15 protein-coding genes are annotated in these 16,454 nt (G+C 54.1%); 5 read left to right on the top strand and 10 right to left on the bottom strand.

Annotated features, from left to right (window positions below; translation table 11 throughout):
- The 5 genes from Q1B46_RS16045 (at nt 1) to Q1B46_RS16025 (ending at nt 5,470) form a co-directional block, all read left to right on the top strand.
- Nucleotides 1-756 carry an SDR family NAD(P)-dependent oxidoreductase gene (locus Q1B46_RS16045; RefSeq protein WP_299949474.1) on the top strand — a complete coding sequence of 252 codons (756 nt, stop codon included), beginning with the start codon at nt 1-3 and terminating at the stop codon, nt 754-756.
- A gap of 8 nt (nt 757-764) precedes the next feature.
- On the top strand, nt 765-2,150 hold the full coding sequence (locus Q1B46_RS16040; protein ID WP_299949472.1) for an NAD(P)/FAD-dependent oxidoreductase: 1,386 nt from the start codon (nt 765-767) through the stop codon (nt 2,148-2,150).
- A 162-nt stretch (nt 2,151-2,312) separates the two neighbouring features.
- A complete protein-coding gene (locus Q1B46_RS16035; protein WP_299949470.1) occupies nt 2,313-2,621 on the top strand; it encodes a hypothetical protein in 309 nt (102 codons plus the stop codon).
- A gap of 344 nt (nt 2,622-2,965) precedes the next feature.
- The gene (locus Q1B46_RS16030; protein WP_299949469.1) at nt 2,966-3,844 is read left to right on the top strand and encodes a hypothetical protein; all 879 of its coding nucleotides are present in this window, start codon (nt 2,966-2,968) and stop codon (nt 3,842-3,844) included.
- A 78-nt stretch (nt 3,845-3,922) separates the two neighbouring features.
- A complete protein-coding gene (locus Q1B46_RS16025; RefSeq protein ID WP_299949467.1) occupies nt 3,923-5,470 on the top strand; it encodes an AMP-binding protein in 1,548 nt (515 codons plus the stop codon).
- A 799-nt stretch (nt 5,471-6,269) separates the two neighbouring features.
- On the opposite strand, the gene Q1B46_RS16020 is transcribed toward Q1B46_RS16025, so the two are convergent.
- The 10 genes from Q1B46_RS16020 to Q1B46_RS15975 all read right to left on the bottom strand — a co-directional run bounded on the left by Q1B46_RS16020 (nt 6,270) and on the right by Q1B46_RS15975 (nt 16,388).
- A complete protein-coding gene (locus Q1B46_RS16020) occupies nt 6,270-7,352 on the bottom strand; it encodes a glycerol dehydrogenase (RefSeq protein WP_299949465.1) in 1,083 nt (360 codons plus the stop codon).
- Nucleotides 7,353-7,499: 147 nt separating this feature from the next.
- On the bottom strand, nt 7,500-8,030 hold the full coding sequence (locus Q1B46_RS16015) for a 2,4'-dihydroxyacetophenone dioxygenase family protein (RefSeq protein WP_299949463.1): 531 nt from the start codon (nt 8,028-8,030) through the stop codon (nt 7,500-7,502).
- Between the two features lie 98 nt (nt 8,031-8,128).
- Nucleotides 8,129-9,025 (bottom strand): amidohydrolase family protein, encoded by an 897-nt coding sequence (locus Q1B46_RS16010; protein WP_299949461.1) that lies wholly within the window; start codon nt 9,023-9,025, stop codon nt 8,129-8,131.
- A 33-nt stretch (nt 9,026-9,058) separates the two neighbouring features.
- Nucleotides 9,059-10,084: an aldo/keto reductase gene (locus Q1B46_RS16005; RefSeq protein WP_299949459.1), complete on the bottom strand. Its 1,026-nt coding sequence runs from the start codon at nt 10,082-10,084 to the stop codon at nt 9,059-9,061.
- 31 nt (nt 10,085-10,115) lie between these two features.
- Complete coding sequence (locus tag Q1B46_RS16000; protein ID WP_299949457.1) at nt 10,116-11,645, bottom strand: sugar ABC transporter ATP-binding protein; 1,530 nt, start codon at nt 11,643-11,645, stop codon at nt 10,116-10,118.
- Nucleotides 11,638-12,606: an ABC transporter permease gene (locus Q1B46_RS15995; protein ID WP_299949455.1), complete on the bottom strand. Its 969-nt coding sequence runs from the start codon at nt 12,604-12,606 to the stop codon at nt 11,638-11,640. The genes Q1B46_RS16000 and Q1B46_RS15995 overlap by 8 nt, the downstream gene beginning before the upstream one ends.
- 12 nt (nt 12,607-12,618) lie before the next feature.
- Nucleotides 12,619-13,632: an ABC transporter permease gene (locus tag Q1B46_RS15990; protein ID WP_299949453.1), complete on the bottom strand. Its 1,014-nt coding sequence runs from the start codon at nt 13,630-13,632 to the stop codon at nt 12,619-12,621.
- 105 nt (nt 13,633-13,737) lie between these two features.
- Nucleotides 13,738-14,748 (bottom strand): sugar ABC transporter substrate-binding protein, encoded by a 1,011-nt coding sequence (locus Q1B46_RS15985; protein ID WP_299949451.1) that lies wholly within the window; start codon nt 14,746-14,748, stop codon nt 13,738-13,740.
- Nucleotides 14,749-14,876: 128 nt separating this feature from the next.
- Nucleotides 14,877-16,028, bottom strand: coding sequence for a glycerol dehydrogenase (locus Q1B46_RS15980; RefSeq protein WP_299949450.1), 1,152 nt, complete (start codon nt 16,026-16,028; stop codon nt 14,877-14,879).
- Nucleotides 16,029-16,052: 24 nt separating this feature from the next.
- The gene (locus Q1B46_RS15975) at nt 16,053-16,388 is read right to left on the bottom strand and encodes a DUF1330 domain-containing protein (RefSeq protein WP_299949448.1); all 336 of its coding nucleotides are present in this window, start codon (nt 16,386-16,388) and stop codon (nt 16,053-16,055) included.
- Between the last annotated feature and the right edge of the window lie 66 nt (nt 16,389-16,454).

Here is a 16,454-nt window from a genome sequence, read left to right as displayed (position 1 = left end):
ATGTATTTGAAAGACAAAACGGTGATGATTACTGGCGCATCACGCGGCATCGGTGCAGCGCTTGCCAAGGGAATGGCCGCTGCGGGCGCCGATATCGTTTTGACCGACCTTGAGCGGGAAGGTGATGCACTTGCAAAGGTTGCCGAACAGGTGCGGGTGTCAGGGCGTGAGGGCATGACCATTCCCATTGATGTGACCGACAAATCGCGGGTTGAGGCTGTCGTTGCCGAAGCGACCGAACAGATGGGGCAGATTGATGTGTTGGTCAACAATGCCGGTGTCCTGGTCCTGAGCCGCCTCGATGAACTGGATGAAAAGACCTGGGATCTGCATTTCGACGTGAACGCAAAGGGCATCCTGCTTTGCACGAACGCGGTCCTACCCCAGATGAAAGCACGGCAGGCGGGACGGATTGTGAACATTGCATCGCTTGCAGGCCGACAGGGGATCGCGCAACAGGGCCATTATGCTGCGACCAAGGCCACGGCGATTACCCTGACCCGCGTTTTCGCGCAGGAATTGGGCGACCAGGGCATCTATGTGAATGCGCTTTGCCCCGGGATCATCATGACCGAGATGGGCCAGAACAATCTTCAAAAGCAGGAAGACCGAGACTATTGGGCGGGTACGACTGCGTTGCGGCGGCTTGGTGAGCCGGAAGATATTGTCGGCCCCGCTGTCTTCTTTGCATCAGAGTTGAGCGGGTTTGTCACAGGACAGTCGCTGAACGTCTGCGGTGGTCTCTACTTTCATTGACGCAAGATGTGATCATCATCGGGGCCGGGCCAGCAGGCCTTGCTGCTGCGCGGTGGTTGACATCGCGGAACTTTCAGCCCCGGATTTACGAGGCGCACAGCGCGCTTGGGGGGCAATGGTCCTGGACCAATCCGAATTCGGGTATCTGGCCGCAGATGGTTTCGAATACCGTGCGCGAAGTAACATGTTTCTCTGATCTCGATTTCCCCATAAACACGCCGCATTTCCCGCACAACACAGCTGTCGGGCAGTATCTTGAAGATTTCGCAACCCAGTTTGCGATAAGGGAACGGATTACCTTCAACACCCGTCTGGTTCACCTGGAAAAAGCGGGCGACGATTGGGCCCTGACCCTAAAGACCAATGATACCATAATCTCGGACAGCGCACCAAGGGTTGTGATCGCCACAGGCCGGTTCAACGCGCCGAGTATTCCACATATTCGGGGCGACATTGATTTTTCAGGCAGCCTGGGGATAGCGCATTCGTTCAACTACAAGGATCCGATGGCGTACTGCGACAAACGTGTGGCTGTCCTGGGAGGATCCATCTCGGCCCTTGAAATCGCCTCTGATCTGGCAATGCTGGGCGCAGCTTCGGTACATCTTTGCCAGCGCCGCCAACGATATGTGAACCCCAAGATGTTCCTTGGCACTCCAATCGAACACAGGCTTTTTACCTACCGGCGGGGGCGCCTCGCCCTCGACGATCCGGAAGCTCTATTGCGCGACAGCGAGGCCAAAATCCTGGAGCATGCAGGTGATCCAAGCCGTTACGGAACGCCAAAGCCGCACAGCGATTTTGCCAAGGCTGGCGCTACCGGATCGCAGCATTATCTCAACCTTGTCGCCGAGGGGCGCGTAAATCCCTACCCTTGGCCCGACAGGATTGACGGCCAGTGCCTGCACTTTCTAGACGCCCAACCAATTGAGGTAGATGGCATTGTAGCAGGCACCGGATTTCGTCTTGATCTTCCCTTCCTGTCTGATGATCTGAAGACCACGCTAAAGCTGACCGAGGCAGGGATTGAGCTGGACGAATTCACGTTTCATCCGGATATTCCTGGCCTCGCCCTTCTGGGCCTATGGGAACAAGCGGGCAGCTATTTTACCCCACTTGAGCAACAAGCCCGCTTTTTGGCATATACTTGGTCTGGGGAACGACCACGGCCCAAGGCCGACATGATTAAGGGCATTGGAAATTGTGCCGAAAAGGGTCATCATCAGAAACCGCACATACAGGCCGAAATGGCGCTTCGCTTTGCACGGCTTTGCGGTACGGACCCGGGATTTGGGAAAGGCCAGCAAGCAATTTCCGACCTTGATCCCTATATTGTGACCGGCGCCTTGTTCAGAACTGTCGGACCAGACCGTCTTGGACCGAATCGTGAGTGATTTTTGAGAAAGTTCCTCTGACGAGGTACAAAGAAAGCCCATTGCGCAACCCGCCCTCTGCCTCATCATATCTGTCGCAAAAATATGTTGCGAAACAAATTGATCGAGCAACATGACAGCGCAACTGCATTTCCATGAACCTACGCGAACGTTGCGGGCCACATGCCACCCTCAGCTCTTCTTTCCTACTACGCCGGTACTTCGGCTAAGCCGAAAAAGCCATTGACCGAAATGGTCATCCGGATGGCGAAGTTCATGATTTCCGAGATTGAAACGGTATCCCTTTCTGGGCGCACGATTGATATCTGTAATCCGTGTCACGAGAAGGACATTCTCACCGATCGCTGGCCAGACACCGTCACGCTGCAAAGCACCTGTGCCGAGCACCTGAAAGAGCTGGTGGTTGCGCTAGAGAAGATGCACACGGGCCATATGGCGTCGTTTGCGGTATCGGGCGATTTGACACTCTAAAGACTTTTCAGCAAAGCTGACGTTTGTCCTTAGCGCGGCAGATTCAACGAGAGAACCCAATCTTACTGATGCTGCGTCAAGCATCACCGTCTGCTTCTTTAAGTGAAACGATCATTGATGGCCCACTGAAGAACTCAAAGCGCTTTTTGTATCGATCCTATTGTCTATTTGGCAACTTGGTTTAGCAGCTCCTAGTGTATTTGCTGGAAATGTAAATCAGCCCCCTCAACGCTCATGGAGCACTTTCGATACAAGCACTTTGCGCGCGACCTCAATCACGTTCCACCATTGCCAAAAACGGTTACAGACCATTAAACTTGCTCTGACATGTTTGGGAGGACACTATGGCAATTCCAATCGGCGTTGTTACAGTCTACGTCAGCCTGTTCATATGGGCAGCCCTTTTTATACGTGCCCTGCAAACCCGGTCCTTCCAAATGGTCATCTTGTTTGGATTAGCACTCGCGGTCTATCTAAACGGCCGTTACCTAATCGAAGGCGCGCCTGCGGGCATCGCCTTTTTCATCGGCATCTATGATGTGGTCAACAATCTCTTTCTTGACGTCGATATGCCGGGCGGCATGGCACCTTGCGTGGGTGCGGCGGATGCCTGCACCGTTTGGGGTGAGCGGTATGCCTGGCACTCCTCTTGGGGGGTGGCCTTTCACGAACGCTTTGCCTCAGGTTCAGAGTTCCGCTCTTGGTTGCTCTACGTTCATCTGACGTTCAACACGCTCGCATTTCTGCTTCTGCATGCGCAAATGGCGCGACCGGGGGCGAGCTTTGCCGGGATTTCGCACAAACTGCTCGGGCATATCACCTTTGCCTTCATGACGATCGGCGTGATCTGCGCCGTTTGGCTGGCGTCCCAGCATGGCTCTGTCACCGAATATGGCGGGGGTTGGGCTCAGCTTGGCTTTTATTCCATGGGGGCCTTCGTTTTTAGCACAGCATCGATGGGCGTGTTCGCGATCCGGGGCGGAGACGCGGCCCGCCACCGCATCTGGATGTGGCGATTTGCCGGGTCGATGTGGGGCAGCTTCTGGCTTTTCCGGGCAATGCTGCTGGTTCTTGACCCGACCTTGCGTGGATATGAATCCGCTGCAATCCTGACCTGCATCTGGGGCTCTGCCCCGCTTGGCATCCTGATCGCAGAAGGGATCCGGCGCTATGTCGACACCCGTGCCCGCAGTGGTGCTACGATCCACACTCCTGCCGAATAAACAACCCTGCGAACCCAGTCCGCCGGCTCCTCGCGCGAACGTCCTTTAGTTGCGTCCAACACGACTTGAAAGTGCATCATGACAATTTATCGCAGCCGCTATCCCGACCTGCCGGATACACACGAAACCGTAACGCAACGGGTCTTTCGCAGCCTTGAAACCCGCCTTTCGGACACGGTTGTGACCGATGGGACCGATGGCCGGGCCTTAACCGCTCAAGCGCTGATGGACCACATCAAACGTCTTGCTGGCGGGCTTGTTGAACGGGGGCTGAGCACCGGCACGACGATTGCCATCATGGCCGCGAACTCCCCGGAATACTGCATCGTTTTCCACGGGGTGGCTTGGGCAGGCGGCACGATCACCACACTCAACCCGACCTATACGGCGTCGGAAGTTAAACACCAGATCACGGATTCCGGAGCCTCGGTCCTGGTCGTTTTCGCGGACTTCCTCCCTACGGCAAAAGAAGCGGTCGCAGACCTGCCCGATGTCTCGCTCTACGTGATCGGCGAGGCTGTGGGGGTCGCCCCTTTGTCAGTCCTCTATGGCACTGCCCTCGAGGAGCAGGTGCCGGTTGACCTGAATACCCACAACGTCGTCGTGCCCTATTCCTCTGGGACCACGGGCCTGCCGAAAGGCGTGCTCCTGTCGCATCGCAATCTGGTGATGAACATAGATCAGACCGCGACCGGGGCGCTGTTTGAAACTGGTGAAACCGCGGCGGCTTTCCTGCCGTTTTTCCATATCTACGGAATGAACGTGATTATGAACATGCACCTCGCCTGTGGCGGCGCGTTCGTCACGATGCCGCGCTTCGATCTCGAACTGTTTCTGAGGATCAGCCAAGACTATAAGGCCCGTCGCATGTGGGTTGTCCCGCCAGTGGCGCTGGCCCTGGCCAAACACCCTATGGTCGATGAGTTCGATCTGAGCAGCATTGATCAGGTATTCTCCGGCGCGGCCCCTATGGGCGCAGAGTTGTCCGATGCGGTTTCGGATCGGCTGGGATGCGCGATGCTGCAAGGCTTCGGGATGACCGAATTGGCTCCGGTGTCACATGCCACTCCCGTTTCAGAACCGCGCGCGGGCTCGTCCGGGCTGGCCTTGCCCAATACGGAATGCCGGATCGTCAACCCAGATACTGGTGAGGACCTCCCCGCCGGAGAGGCGGGCGAAATGTGGATTCGCGGCCCTCAGGTCATGCAGGCATATCTGAACAATCCTGAAGCCACCAAAGACACGCTGACGCCGGACGGCTGGCTCAAGACGGGAGACGTAGCTTCCATCGACGCGGATGGTTTCATGTTCATTGTCGATCGCCTGAAAGAGCTGATAAAGTTCAAAGGCTTCCAGGTGGCACCTGCCGAACTCGAGGCAACGATGGTTGCCCATTCTGGGGTGCAAGAGGCAGCAGTGATCGGCGAGCCTGACGATGAGGCGGGCGAAGTACCGGTCGCGTTTATCGTACGCGCAACGCCCGACTTGACCGAAGAGGACGTTCACGCCCATATGCGTACGTCCTTGGCCAGCTACAAGCAGTTGCATGCGATAAGGTTTGTCGATGAGATTCCAAAGTCGCCGTCTGGGAAGATCCTGCGCCGCTTGCTGCGCGACAAAACTTGAGCAACGGCCGCAAGACACCATGACTCCTACCGGAACGCGCGCAGAGCGGCCGTTGCAAGAGAGACTTCCAACGCCGGCAAAGTCCGCACAGTGTCGATCTCTGATCAGCGATCGAATGTCGGTTATTGTGGTCTGGGCAAATCCCGAGCCTTCAGCTAATGACCGGGCTCTATCCAGACGCCGGATGCACCGGTCTCTGGACGAAACCAAGACGATGCTGCGAGAAAGGAAACCCAGGCGCGGCAACCGAAAACTATCCGCCTAATTTCATTGGGAATTCAGTAGCTCTAAAGGAACATCTTTGAGGGGCTTGCCAGCAAAACGATACGCGCACCAATGATTTTCCTTTTTGGCAGTGGAATTTTCCTTTGTGGCCGAACCGGACCTTAGTACAGCGTGAAGAGAAGGGCAGGCGAGAGTCCACACCGGAAGTCTCCGAATTTCGCGGGGCGCGCTCGCAGCACAAAGCTCGCTGCATCTGCGTGGTTCATTACGCTGCGCAGCGGCGGAAAAACCGATCATTGATACAACGCGCGGCGAGACTTGAAGTGGCAATTCACCGCTCTGCGGACATTTCTGCCGTTAGCTTTAATCCTTTCAAGGTTCGCATTCTGTGGTGGCGTATTGACAAAGAGCGGGTGTTTCACAGAACACTGGGATAGGCACTGAAGGGCGATCAAGTCAGCAACTGGAATGGTCCCAGGTCTAGCTTTGGAACAGTCAAACGGGTTGGTTGATTTCAACCAGAGAAGCCATGCCGACCGCCTATCTCAGGTCAAGCTCCAATTTTGACACCAATTTAGGCCTGCAGCTGAGACCTCCCAATTGCCTGCGCGCGCCGTAAGGCTGCTTCAGCCAGATCCTGAGTTACGGTCATTGGTTCATTGTGGATGATCTCGCCCGGTCGGATTGCGCGGGTCGCAATCGTCGGAATTGAAGCGTCGACCGAAGTAATCCCAAGCTCGTCCAGACTAACGGGTAAACCCACCGACATGTTGAACCGAGCAACTTTCTCAATGTCTTTGTCAGAATAATCGTTCAACGTTAACTCAGCCATAACACCAAACGCGACCTTCTCTCCATGAAGCATATGGTGAACTTCATGCAGCTCTGAGATGCCGTTGTGAAACGCGTGCGCGGCACCCACGCCACCGCTTTCGAACCCAATTCCTGACAGAAGAATATTTGCTTCCAGAACCCGTTCAAATGCATCGGTAACTATGTTGTTTCTGCAATCCTCGACAGCCTGCTCGCCGAACTCTGTGATGATTTCCAAGCACAGTCGCGCAGCCGAATAGGCAAGCTGCGTGCCCGTGCCACCACATAAATTGCCGGCACCGGAATTGATACAGGCGTCGCATTCGTAAAAAGTCGCTAGAGCGTCCCCTATACCGGCGGAGAAGAACCTTGCGGGGGCAGCACAAATCACATCGCTATCCACAAGCACAAGATCTGGGTTACGCCAGACAAAATGGTCTTTGAGAACCCTGTCCTCTTCGTCATAGATCACTGCGAGAGCAGAGCATGGCGCATCAGATGCTGCAACAGTGGGAACGGAAACGAATGGTATCCGCAATACATCCGCTGCTGCGCGGCCTAGATCGATCACTTTTCCACCGCCAAGCCCGGCAACAATGTCCGCGCCCGACTGGCAAATTGTCTCAGTCGCGTCTTCAACTGCGGCAGGTGTACAGGCCGGATTGACGATTTGTGTTGTTACGGTGCACCCCCCCGTCATGCCCAGTCCGTCGAGCACATTCTCAGGCAAGTTCGCATCGACAAGTGCGAGCGCTCGCGTACCAAATCGACCGGCCTCTTCGGAAAAGCGCATCAGTGCACCGGGGCCTTGAACATAGCGAGATGGAAAGACGGACGTTTTCATTTGATTTCCTCTTCTTTTGGAGTTCAGACCAACTGCACCCGCAGAAACGCTTGCAATAGCCGACTCCCAAATCCGGGATCTTAGATGCAGGCGCTCAACCTTCTTTGTTTGTCATAAGTATCGCGATCGTATTTCAGAACGATTGCATCAGCGAATGAACTGGTCGACGAATTCCGCTCCCAAGCCGACCTCGTGATAGTGCTTTCTACACATGTCAATTTTGGAGAAAACGTCTTCGTACCCAGTGGGCTGCCCCCAGGGATCAACATAGGACATTATGCCGTTCACCTGAAAAAATGTGATCATCTCTTCGACGTCTTCCGGCACCACCAGAGTATGTGTTTCGCCAGGGGGCTCGTAGACATAGCTGCCTTCTTCTGCGGTCCAGTCGTGTTCAAGATATTTCCACCGCCCCTTCAATACCCAACCGTGGACAGCCTGCGGATGCCGGTGACGAGACAGGACACCCGACTTTCTTACGCGCAACAAATTCATCCAGTACCCCTGCGACCTGTTTAGGCAAAGTGGCCTAAAGCTCACATTCTCGGCTTGGGGCACCCAAATCCGTTCATCCGTAGCAATCGCCTGTGGAATGACAATTTCATCAAGCGCATCACTTGGAAAGGGGAGTTGATAAGGCATTCTGCTTGTGTCTTCGACTTCCACTGTTTCTGACATTTTTTACCTCCAAAGTTGTCAAGGGGCCTCTACTCCGGAATCTATTCCTAGAGAACTGGTTAACCTATGGCCGGATGTTGCCGCTCATCTTCGTGAGCCTACAGTCGATAAATATTCTTAGCGGTATCATGAAATAAGTTCTGTTGTTCGTCGCGACCAAAGTCTTTTGTTATGCTTTCAAACGCGCCATAAAGACGATCAAAAGAGCTATACGCTTTGTCCACAGGGAAGTTGCTGGCAAACATGGCGCGCTTTGGGCCAAAAATCTCAATTGCTTCCAGCACGTAAGGTCTGAGACTGGCTTCGGTCCACGCCCAATCGGTTTGTCCCAAACCAGAGATTTTGATCGCGACATTCGGCAGGTTGGAGACGCGTTTCAGGTCGTCCCGCCATTGAGCAAAACCGGCAGTCGAGCGATCCTCCGGCATTGCGGTGTGATTGATTACAAAGAAAACGTCGGGATGCGCCGCGATAACGTTATGCGCTTGATTGAGTTGCTGCTGATACACCATCAGATCAAATGACAAATTTCGTTTTGCCAGTTCGTTCAAACCACGTCGCCAGGCAGCAGAGTCCATTAAACTTGGGTCATCGACAAAACAAAATTGTGGTTTCTGGTGCCAGCAGAGTATTTGGCGTACCCCTTTGACGTGCGCACTATTGGACAAATGTGTGTCCAGAAGAGCCCCAACATTGCTGTTCTGCAGGGGGGCATAAACGACCAGTCCGGTCGCTATTTCACTGCCATTAAGGATCGATTGAACCCAAGTCGTTTCTTCTTCGGCACGGCTGCGTTCGTAATCTGCTTCTACATGTACAGCGCCGCGAAGATCATAGCTGGAACAGTCCCGCAGATAATCCGAAAGTAGGTAGTTCTGAGCGATTGCATTCAAATCGCCGCCAACGCCCACGCCCATAGGATTCTGCAACCAAGGATAGGGATTGGCTAAATCCCAAAGATGATGATGCGGGTCGATAATTTCGCGTCTATTCATAAATCTCTCCACCACAAGGCGTTTGACTCGGAATTAATCAACGTTGAACAGCCCTGCGGCGTCACCGGTTAATGATTGCTTGATCGTATGGTCCTCGAACGGCTCGAACTCGTCGCGCGCCATCCTGTTGGACAAAAGCTCAAGGTTCCGAATGAGACTATCGCCCTTTGCCGTACCGATCAGAATGCCGCGTACAGCCGGATGGTTCAGTGGAAACTGCAGGGCCGCTTCCGCCAACGATCTGTTGGCCGCAAAAGCGAGATCCTGCATTGCACTGACTTTGTTCAGGATTTCGGGCGACGCCGGTGCATAGTCGAAATACGCATCGGCAACAGGTCCGGTCGCGAGAATACCCGAATTGAATACACCACCGACAACGACTGACGTGCCCGCCGCCTGACATCTTGGAAGAAAACCAACCTGCGCTGTGCGGTCAAGCAATGTGTAGCGTCCCGCAAGCAGAATGTAGTCTAGACGCGCGTGATCCATAACAGCGTTGCAAATATCGATCTCGTTGACGCCGAGGCCATAGCCCTTGATCACACCAGCAGTTTTGAGTTCTTCCAGCGCACGTAACCCGCCATCCAAGAGTTGACGCAAGTGCAGATCCGTTAGGTCTCCGCCATGCGTGAAACTTCCGATATCATGCACATAGGCAATGTCGATCTTGCTAAGCCCGAGCCTGGCAAAGCTCTGTTCGATGGATCGCATGATCCCATCATACCCGTAGTCATAGTGAAACTTGAAAGGCAGCGCGTCGACAAATCCAAAGGACGGCACAGCGTCCTTTGTGGGCTCCAAGACCCGTCCGACCTTGGTGGACAGCACCCATTCCGACGCGGGTTTTTCCCTGAGATAGTCACCCAGTCTGCGCTCGGCCAATCCGAAACCATAGAACGGAGCGGTATCAAAGTATCGAATTCCTGAACGCCATGCCGTCTCAAGCACGTCCATGGCATCCGAGCGGCTACAGGCCCGGTAAAGACCAGCGATTGATGCCGTGCCTAAACCAACTTCGGAGATTTTTAGCCCTGTCTGTCCTACGTCACGATGTTCCAAAGTGAGGTTCCCAATTGTGCGATTTGACCGACTATTCGCCGACCAGTCTTGTTTCTTCGATATGAATGAGGTCGATGATCTGCTTGCTCATGGAAGAATAATCTCCGTCATTTCCCAACTCTCCGGATACGACGAAATCAGTCATGACAGCGATCCGATCGGCGAGTTGAATCATCTCAGGCATGTCGCTTGTGATCAAAATGATCGCCGTACCGGAGGACGCGAGGTCTCTGATCAAATCATGCAAATCGGTTTTGCTCTTGATGTCGATACCAACTGTTGGCTCGTCGATAATCAAGACATCACAATTGGCCGCCATCCATTTGGCAAACGCAACCTTTTGCTGGTTACCTCCGGACAGCTTTCCGATTGTCTGACGTAGCGAGGGCGTCTTAACTTGAAGCTTTTTCAGGTAGGGTTCTACGAGGCGGCGAACAGAGTTCTGGGTCAAGAAGCCAAATCGGTTTACGGCACGCCGCCACACAGTAATACCGGCATTATCCAGGACTGAATGCTGCAGGATCAGCCCTTCGTGTTTGCGGTCTTCGCTCACATAGCCGATCCGTTCTTTGTGAATGGCTTCTGCAGGGCTCGCAATCGTAACGCGTTGGCCGTCGCGTCTTATGTCTCCGCCGTCGGTTGGAAGCAACCCGATAATCGCTTTTGCGAGTTCCGAACGCCCTGACCCGACCAAACCGTACAGTCCCAATATTTCACCAGACGCGACGGCCAAGTTAATGCCGTGATGTCCGGCAGACGAGCTAAAATCCAACAGTTCCAGCGCGTTTTCCCGTCGGTCAATGTCGCGCGGCCGATATCCGGCAATTAGCTCGGTGCGGCCTATCATCATACGCACTAGGTCCTGGCGGGTTAACCCGTTCATGCTGAGGTTTTCGCACGCATTTTGACCGTCCCGCAGAACTGTGACGCTGTCGCAAATCTCCTGCACTTCTTCGAGTTTGTGACTAACAAAAAGGACACAGACCCCCTTGTCACGCACGTCGCGCAAGACATTGAACAGCGCGACCGTTTCATGCGGCGTCAACGCGGCTGTCGGTTCATCCAAGAGCAAGACACTGGACTGAAGCGACAGGGCTTTTGCGATCTCAACCATCTGCATCTGGGCCACGCTCAATTCCATCACCGGCGTTGATGGGTCTGCATTGATGCCAAGTTTTTCAATCCAAGGACGCGCAGCTTCGTTAATCGCAGCAAAGTTCAATGGTCGAAGTACCTGATCACTCAGATGCTCGAGCATGATATTCTCAGCAATTGAAAAGCGAGGGATCAGGTTTCGTTCCTGATGGACAACCGCAACACCCGCCATGATTGCATCCCGGGGGCTCGCAAATCTGACCGGTGCTCTGCCGACATGCAAAGCACCCTCATCCGGTGCATAGACACCGGTGATGATCTTTATCAGTGTTGATTTGCCAGCGCCGTTCTCGCCCAACAATGCATGAGTTTTGCCGGGCTCCAGCGTAATGGATACAGAATCGAGCGCCTTGACTCCGGGAAAGTACTTGCTCACGGCTTGGACTTCGAAACTGAGATCAGCCACTGTGCATCCCCGGCTTTGTTTTGGCGGTCTGAATGTCTTTCCAACGGTTAAAGCCGACAGCGGCGAGAATAAGCGCTCCCAAAACCACCTGAACCAGATACGGGTCGACTTTGAACAACACCAAGCCCTGCGTAATCAGCGCGACAATTATCACGCCAAACACGGTTGCAACGGTGCTGACATGACCACCGGCCAGGATCGCTCCGCCTATGACGGGCGCGGCAAAGGACATGATTAGCCAGTCGTCACCAATCGTCGGTTGGCCCAATTGCAGACGGGCAACCAGCGCGATACCTGCTGTTGCAGCCAGAAACCCCGAGATGCAATGCGCCACAATAATAACGTGGGAGACATTGATGCCGGACAGTTTTGCCGCGTGTGAATTGGCGCCGACCGCCAACAGCTTTCGCCCCAAGGGCATTCGGTTAAACATAAAATTGACGCAGACGACAATCGTCAATGCCGGGATGAGGATCCAAGGCAAAGGTCCAAAGAACGTGGTATTTCCAAAAGCTCCGACCTCCGCTGGAATATTATAGAACGGCTGGGCTTCGGTTATCGCGAGATTCAGGCCCTTAAATATCGCCAAAGTTGCTAGTGTCACGACAAAGGCCGAAACACCTGTCCAAACGATGAAAATGCCGTTCAGGCTTCCGGCCAAGACGCCAATTGCGATGGCCAATCCGGCAGCCACGGGCGCGGAAATACCCCAGACTTCCATCATTCCGGCGAAACTGATTGCCGCGAACCCGCCAATAGCGCCGACCGATAGGTTCATCTGCCCGACCCCGATAATCACCATTTGCGACAAGGCGATCAAGATATTGATCGAGATTGCCTCTAAAAGCACCTGCCCATTAAGCGCAGAGAAGAATGCCGGGCTTTTGAGACTGATGATGATGGTGGCGATGATGCAAACCATAGCCAATCCTGCCCAGTCATTTTTCAGAAGCGAAGACAAATCGCTACCCCTCTAGTTTTCGACAAACAGGCGGCGGACCTTGTCCAAAACAACCGCCAGCAAAAGCATCAGCCCCAGGCACGCTTGTACCCAGAATTCACCCACCTGGATCAAAAGAAGACCGTTTGACAGGACGGACACTAAGGTTGCTCCGAGAAAAGCGCCCAAAACTGAGACATACCCTCCTAAGAGCACCGCCCCTCCCAGGACCGGACCCAGGAACGCAATTAGCAACCAGTCCTGTCCAAGATTGCCCGCCATTGCTGGAATAGCCGCGCCGTTGCGCGCCAGCAGCATGAGGCCCGCGCACCCCGCAACCGCGCCGGACAACACGTGGCACAGAACAAACAATTTTTTGACCCGTAATCCCGATTGTTCAGCCGCAGCTGGTTGGGCACCGGCAGCTAGCATTTCCTTGCCCGTGCGCGTCAGACGGTACAAGATCCCCAAAAGTACCGCTACAATGCATGTTGGGATCAACATTGCGGACACGGATCCGAAAAACTTTAGCCGGCTGAAATCAGTAAATACACCTGGCATTTCCCGAAACGACTCGGCCCGAGTCAAAAAGATCATCCCGCCGAAAAAGATACTCATCGTTGCAAGGGTGATGATAAAGCTGTGAAGCCCTGACCAAACGACCAAGAGACCATTGATGGCGCCCAAACCCGCCCCGACAACGATTGCCAGAGCGATAGCAATATACCACGGCAGGCCGATGTCTTCGATAAGCCACCCGCAAGTCATAGCGACACAAACCCCGATAGCGCCGACCGCAAGATTCAGTCCACCAGTGACTAATACCACCATCATCGAAAAGCCGATCATCGTATTAACCGCGATAATCCGTCCCAAAAGATACAGGTTGAAATTTGATAAGAACCCGCTTGCGAGACTGGAGAAAACGAGCACGGCGACAACGATCAATGCAAACAGTCCGAACTCATTGCTGAGCGCGATCCGTTTCAGCCAGTCGGTAGCCCCTTCCCGACCAAATTCACGATATTTTTCCGACGTTGCAAACACGCTAGTATCCAGTCTCTTGCTAACATGGAGGCGATCGTACGCCGCCTCCACGTTTTTGATGTCACGCACCCAGGTTTACGACAGCGCGTGTTCGACTGCCGCCCATCAGCAATCGAGATAAGTCTCTTCGAACGTGGACAACAATTCTTTGGTCATTGCCTCGTCGACTGCGGCGCGGTCCTCAACGTTGCCGGCATGTAAGTAAGGCGCGCCGGAATCGATGAATCGGGCGGTCAAAGGATGCGCTGTGAAAGGCGCATCATCTTTTACGGAACACCCACTCCGCAGGCGATCTGCCGCGAATGCCGCAATATACGACTGCCCATACGGGTTCTGTAGCATGGAGCCAACGACATACCCATCCTTGATCGCCTGAACGACTACCGGATCATGATCAATGCCGACCATCTTTATCCGCTTGCTGCCATCCTTGCGCAGTGCATTGGCAGCCACCACTGTTGGAACCCACCCGGTTGTAATGATCCCATCCGTCTCAGATCCGTACGCGGCCATGTAGGCACTTATCTTCTCTTCAGCAGGTTCGGGCGCGTCAATATCGGCGATCACCTGAAAGATCTCGACACTATCGTGTTCTGCAACGGCCCGCTCGACGCCTTCGATGCGCAGTTGGGTATTGGGCTCGACCAACCAACCGGCAAAATGGACAATCTTCTTGGGTCCATCACCCATCGATTCGATCAACTTTTTGGTGCCCCGATAGGCAGAGTCGCGGGCTTCAGTGGCAATGCAGAACGCAACATCCGATGGATCCTTCAAGCACGCCGATGCGATCACAACCGGGGAACCTGTTCCAACGATCTCATTTAGCGTCGGCGCGCTGCCAACGGGATCGCCCGGATGAACGACAAAGGCGTCATAACCCTGAACGACCATGCTGAGCAGCAAGTCATTTTGCAGGTTCAGCTCCCATTTCTGCGGAACTTTAAAGTCGCCGGCTTCAAGGCCAAAATCTTTCTGTGCGGCCAAGCCACCGGGCTCCCAATCGGCGAAGAACGGATGCGGTCCACCCGGGACCAACCCCACCTTTGAGCCATCGGCCATGGCCGCAGTCGCCAAAACCGCACTCAACGCTGCGGTGGTAACGTATTTGAACATTTCTATCCTCCCTAGGGTTGTTGTCTCAGATCGTATCGTCAATTCGCTCAGGCTTCTGCCAAGCTTTGGGGTCGATCAGGCAATCAATCTTGCTCCTTTTCGAAGTCTCTCGATCGGACCCCATTCCCTCATCGACTCAAAGGCACGTCGATTCCCGGCTTGGTAGTCGTCTTTTTGCCTACATCGCAGATGAACTCTCGCCCCAGAGCATCGGCCTGCAGCAACGCATGTGACAGTGCTTCCGGGGTCAGTTGGGGGTGCATGTTCTTAGCGTATGAATGGGCCAATGTGGCATCGACTATCCGGCCAATATCTTCGTTGGAAAGAGTGCCATCGCTGCCAAGCTGTTCGAATGTGACCGGCAATTGAACTTGGATCAGAACGTACAAAAGCTGCTCGATCTCGGTTGGTGAGCGGTCTTCGACGACCATCTGGATGAGAGCGCCAAATGCGACCATCTCTCCGTGAAGCATTTTGCTGATCGTCGGAACCGCTGTAATCCCCCTGAGGAGGGCATGCGCCAGTGACAACCCGCCGCTTTCGAAACCGATACCGCTCAGCAAAACAGTCGCTTCGAGTAGTTCTTCGACTTCTGCACTAACCTGCCGATCGCAAACCGATTGATACGCGACGACTGCGTTCCGTAAAATGACCTCGTAACATTGGTCCGACATCATCAAGGCCGTCGTCGTTGGTGGCGTGCCAAAAAAGTTTTGACCATTGGACCGGTTACATTGGTGCGCCTCTAGGCTTTTGCTGATGGCATCGCCAATTCCAGCTGCAAAGAACCGAGGCGGCGCTTTGACGATCACGTCCGTGTCGACAAAAATGGCCATGGGGTTCAGTTTCAAAAACTCGATTTTCACTGGCCGAGCATCGTGATCGTTGATCACGATCAACCGACTGGTCGGAGCGTCATTGGACGCGACTGTTGGTACAACAACGATCGGTACGCCTTCGTGGGCTGCTGCTGCCTTGGCCGCATCTATGGCTTTACCGCCGCCCAGGCCCAGAACCACGTCGGCCCGATGGCGACCGATATCGTCCCGACAGGACGCCAGCGTATCCTGATTGATTTCGCCAGGAAAATCCAAAAGGCTGACGGGAAAACCGGAACTTTCAAGGCTCTGCGCCAATGAAGGCACCACCTCTGTTCGAACCGTTTCATCGCACAGTATGACCGGTCTTTCGAAGTTCAGATCGCGGAGGAACGCACCAACCTCGGCCAAGGCCCCAGGTCCCTGAACGTAGCGCGAAGGAAAACCCATTGTTTTCAGCATTGTGCTATTCCATCCGCCATGTATTCATTTTGCGCTAATTCCGGCGTGGGCCACTAATTCGTCAGCATTCACTTCTGAAACGATGCGGATGTCCCGCCTGACAGTTCCCGCAAGATTTTCAAACGCAGCAATATAGGCCGGGTCTGAATAAAGAGCCTCTGCATCTGCCAACGATTTCCACTCAAGAAGCGTCACCCGAGCATATTTGCCAGCTTCGCGTGTCATCACTGGAAAACCCCGTGCCAAATAACGTGCGCCTGCATTGATGACGGCCGGAGCGGCAAGTTCGGCGTAAGCTTCAAATGCCCGCAGGTCGGTAATCTCTTCATAGAATACAATGGTATAAACCGTATCCGGCATGCTATTTTCCACGCTCCTTGAACTCCCCCAAAAAGTGGGGTTCGAATCGTCTCTTCGACAATCATT

The organism is uncultured Ruegeria sp. (genome assembly GCF_947500045.1).
GTDB lineage: Bacteria > Pseudomonadota > Alphaproteobacteria > Rhodobacterales > Rhodobacteraceae > Ruegeria.
Note: the sequence above shows the minus strand (reverse complement) of the source record. Positions and strands in the feature narration are given on the sequence as shown.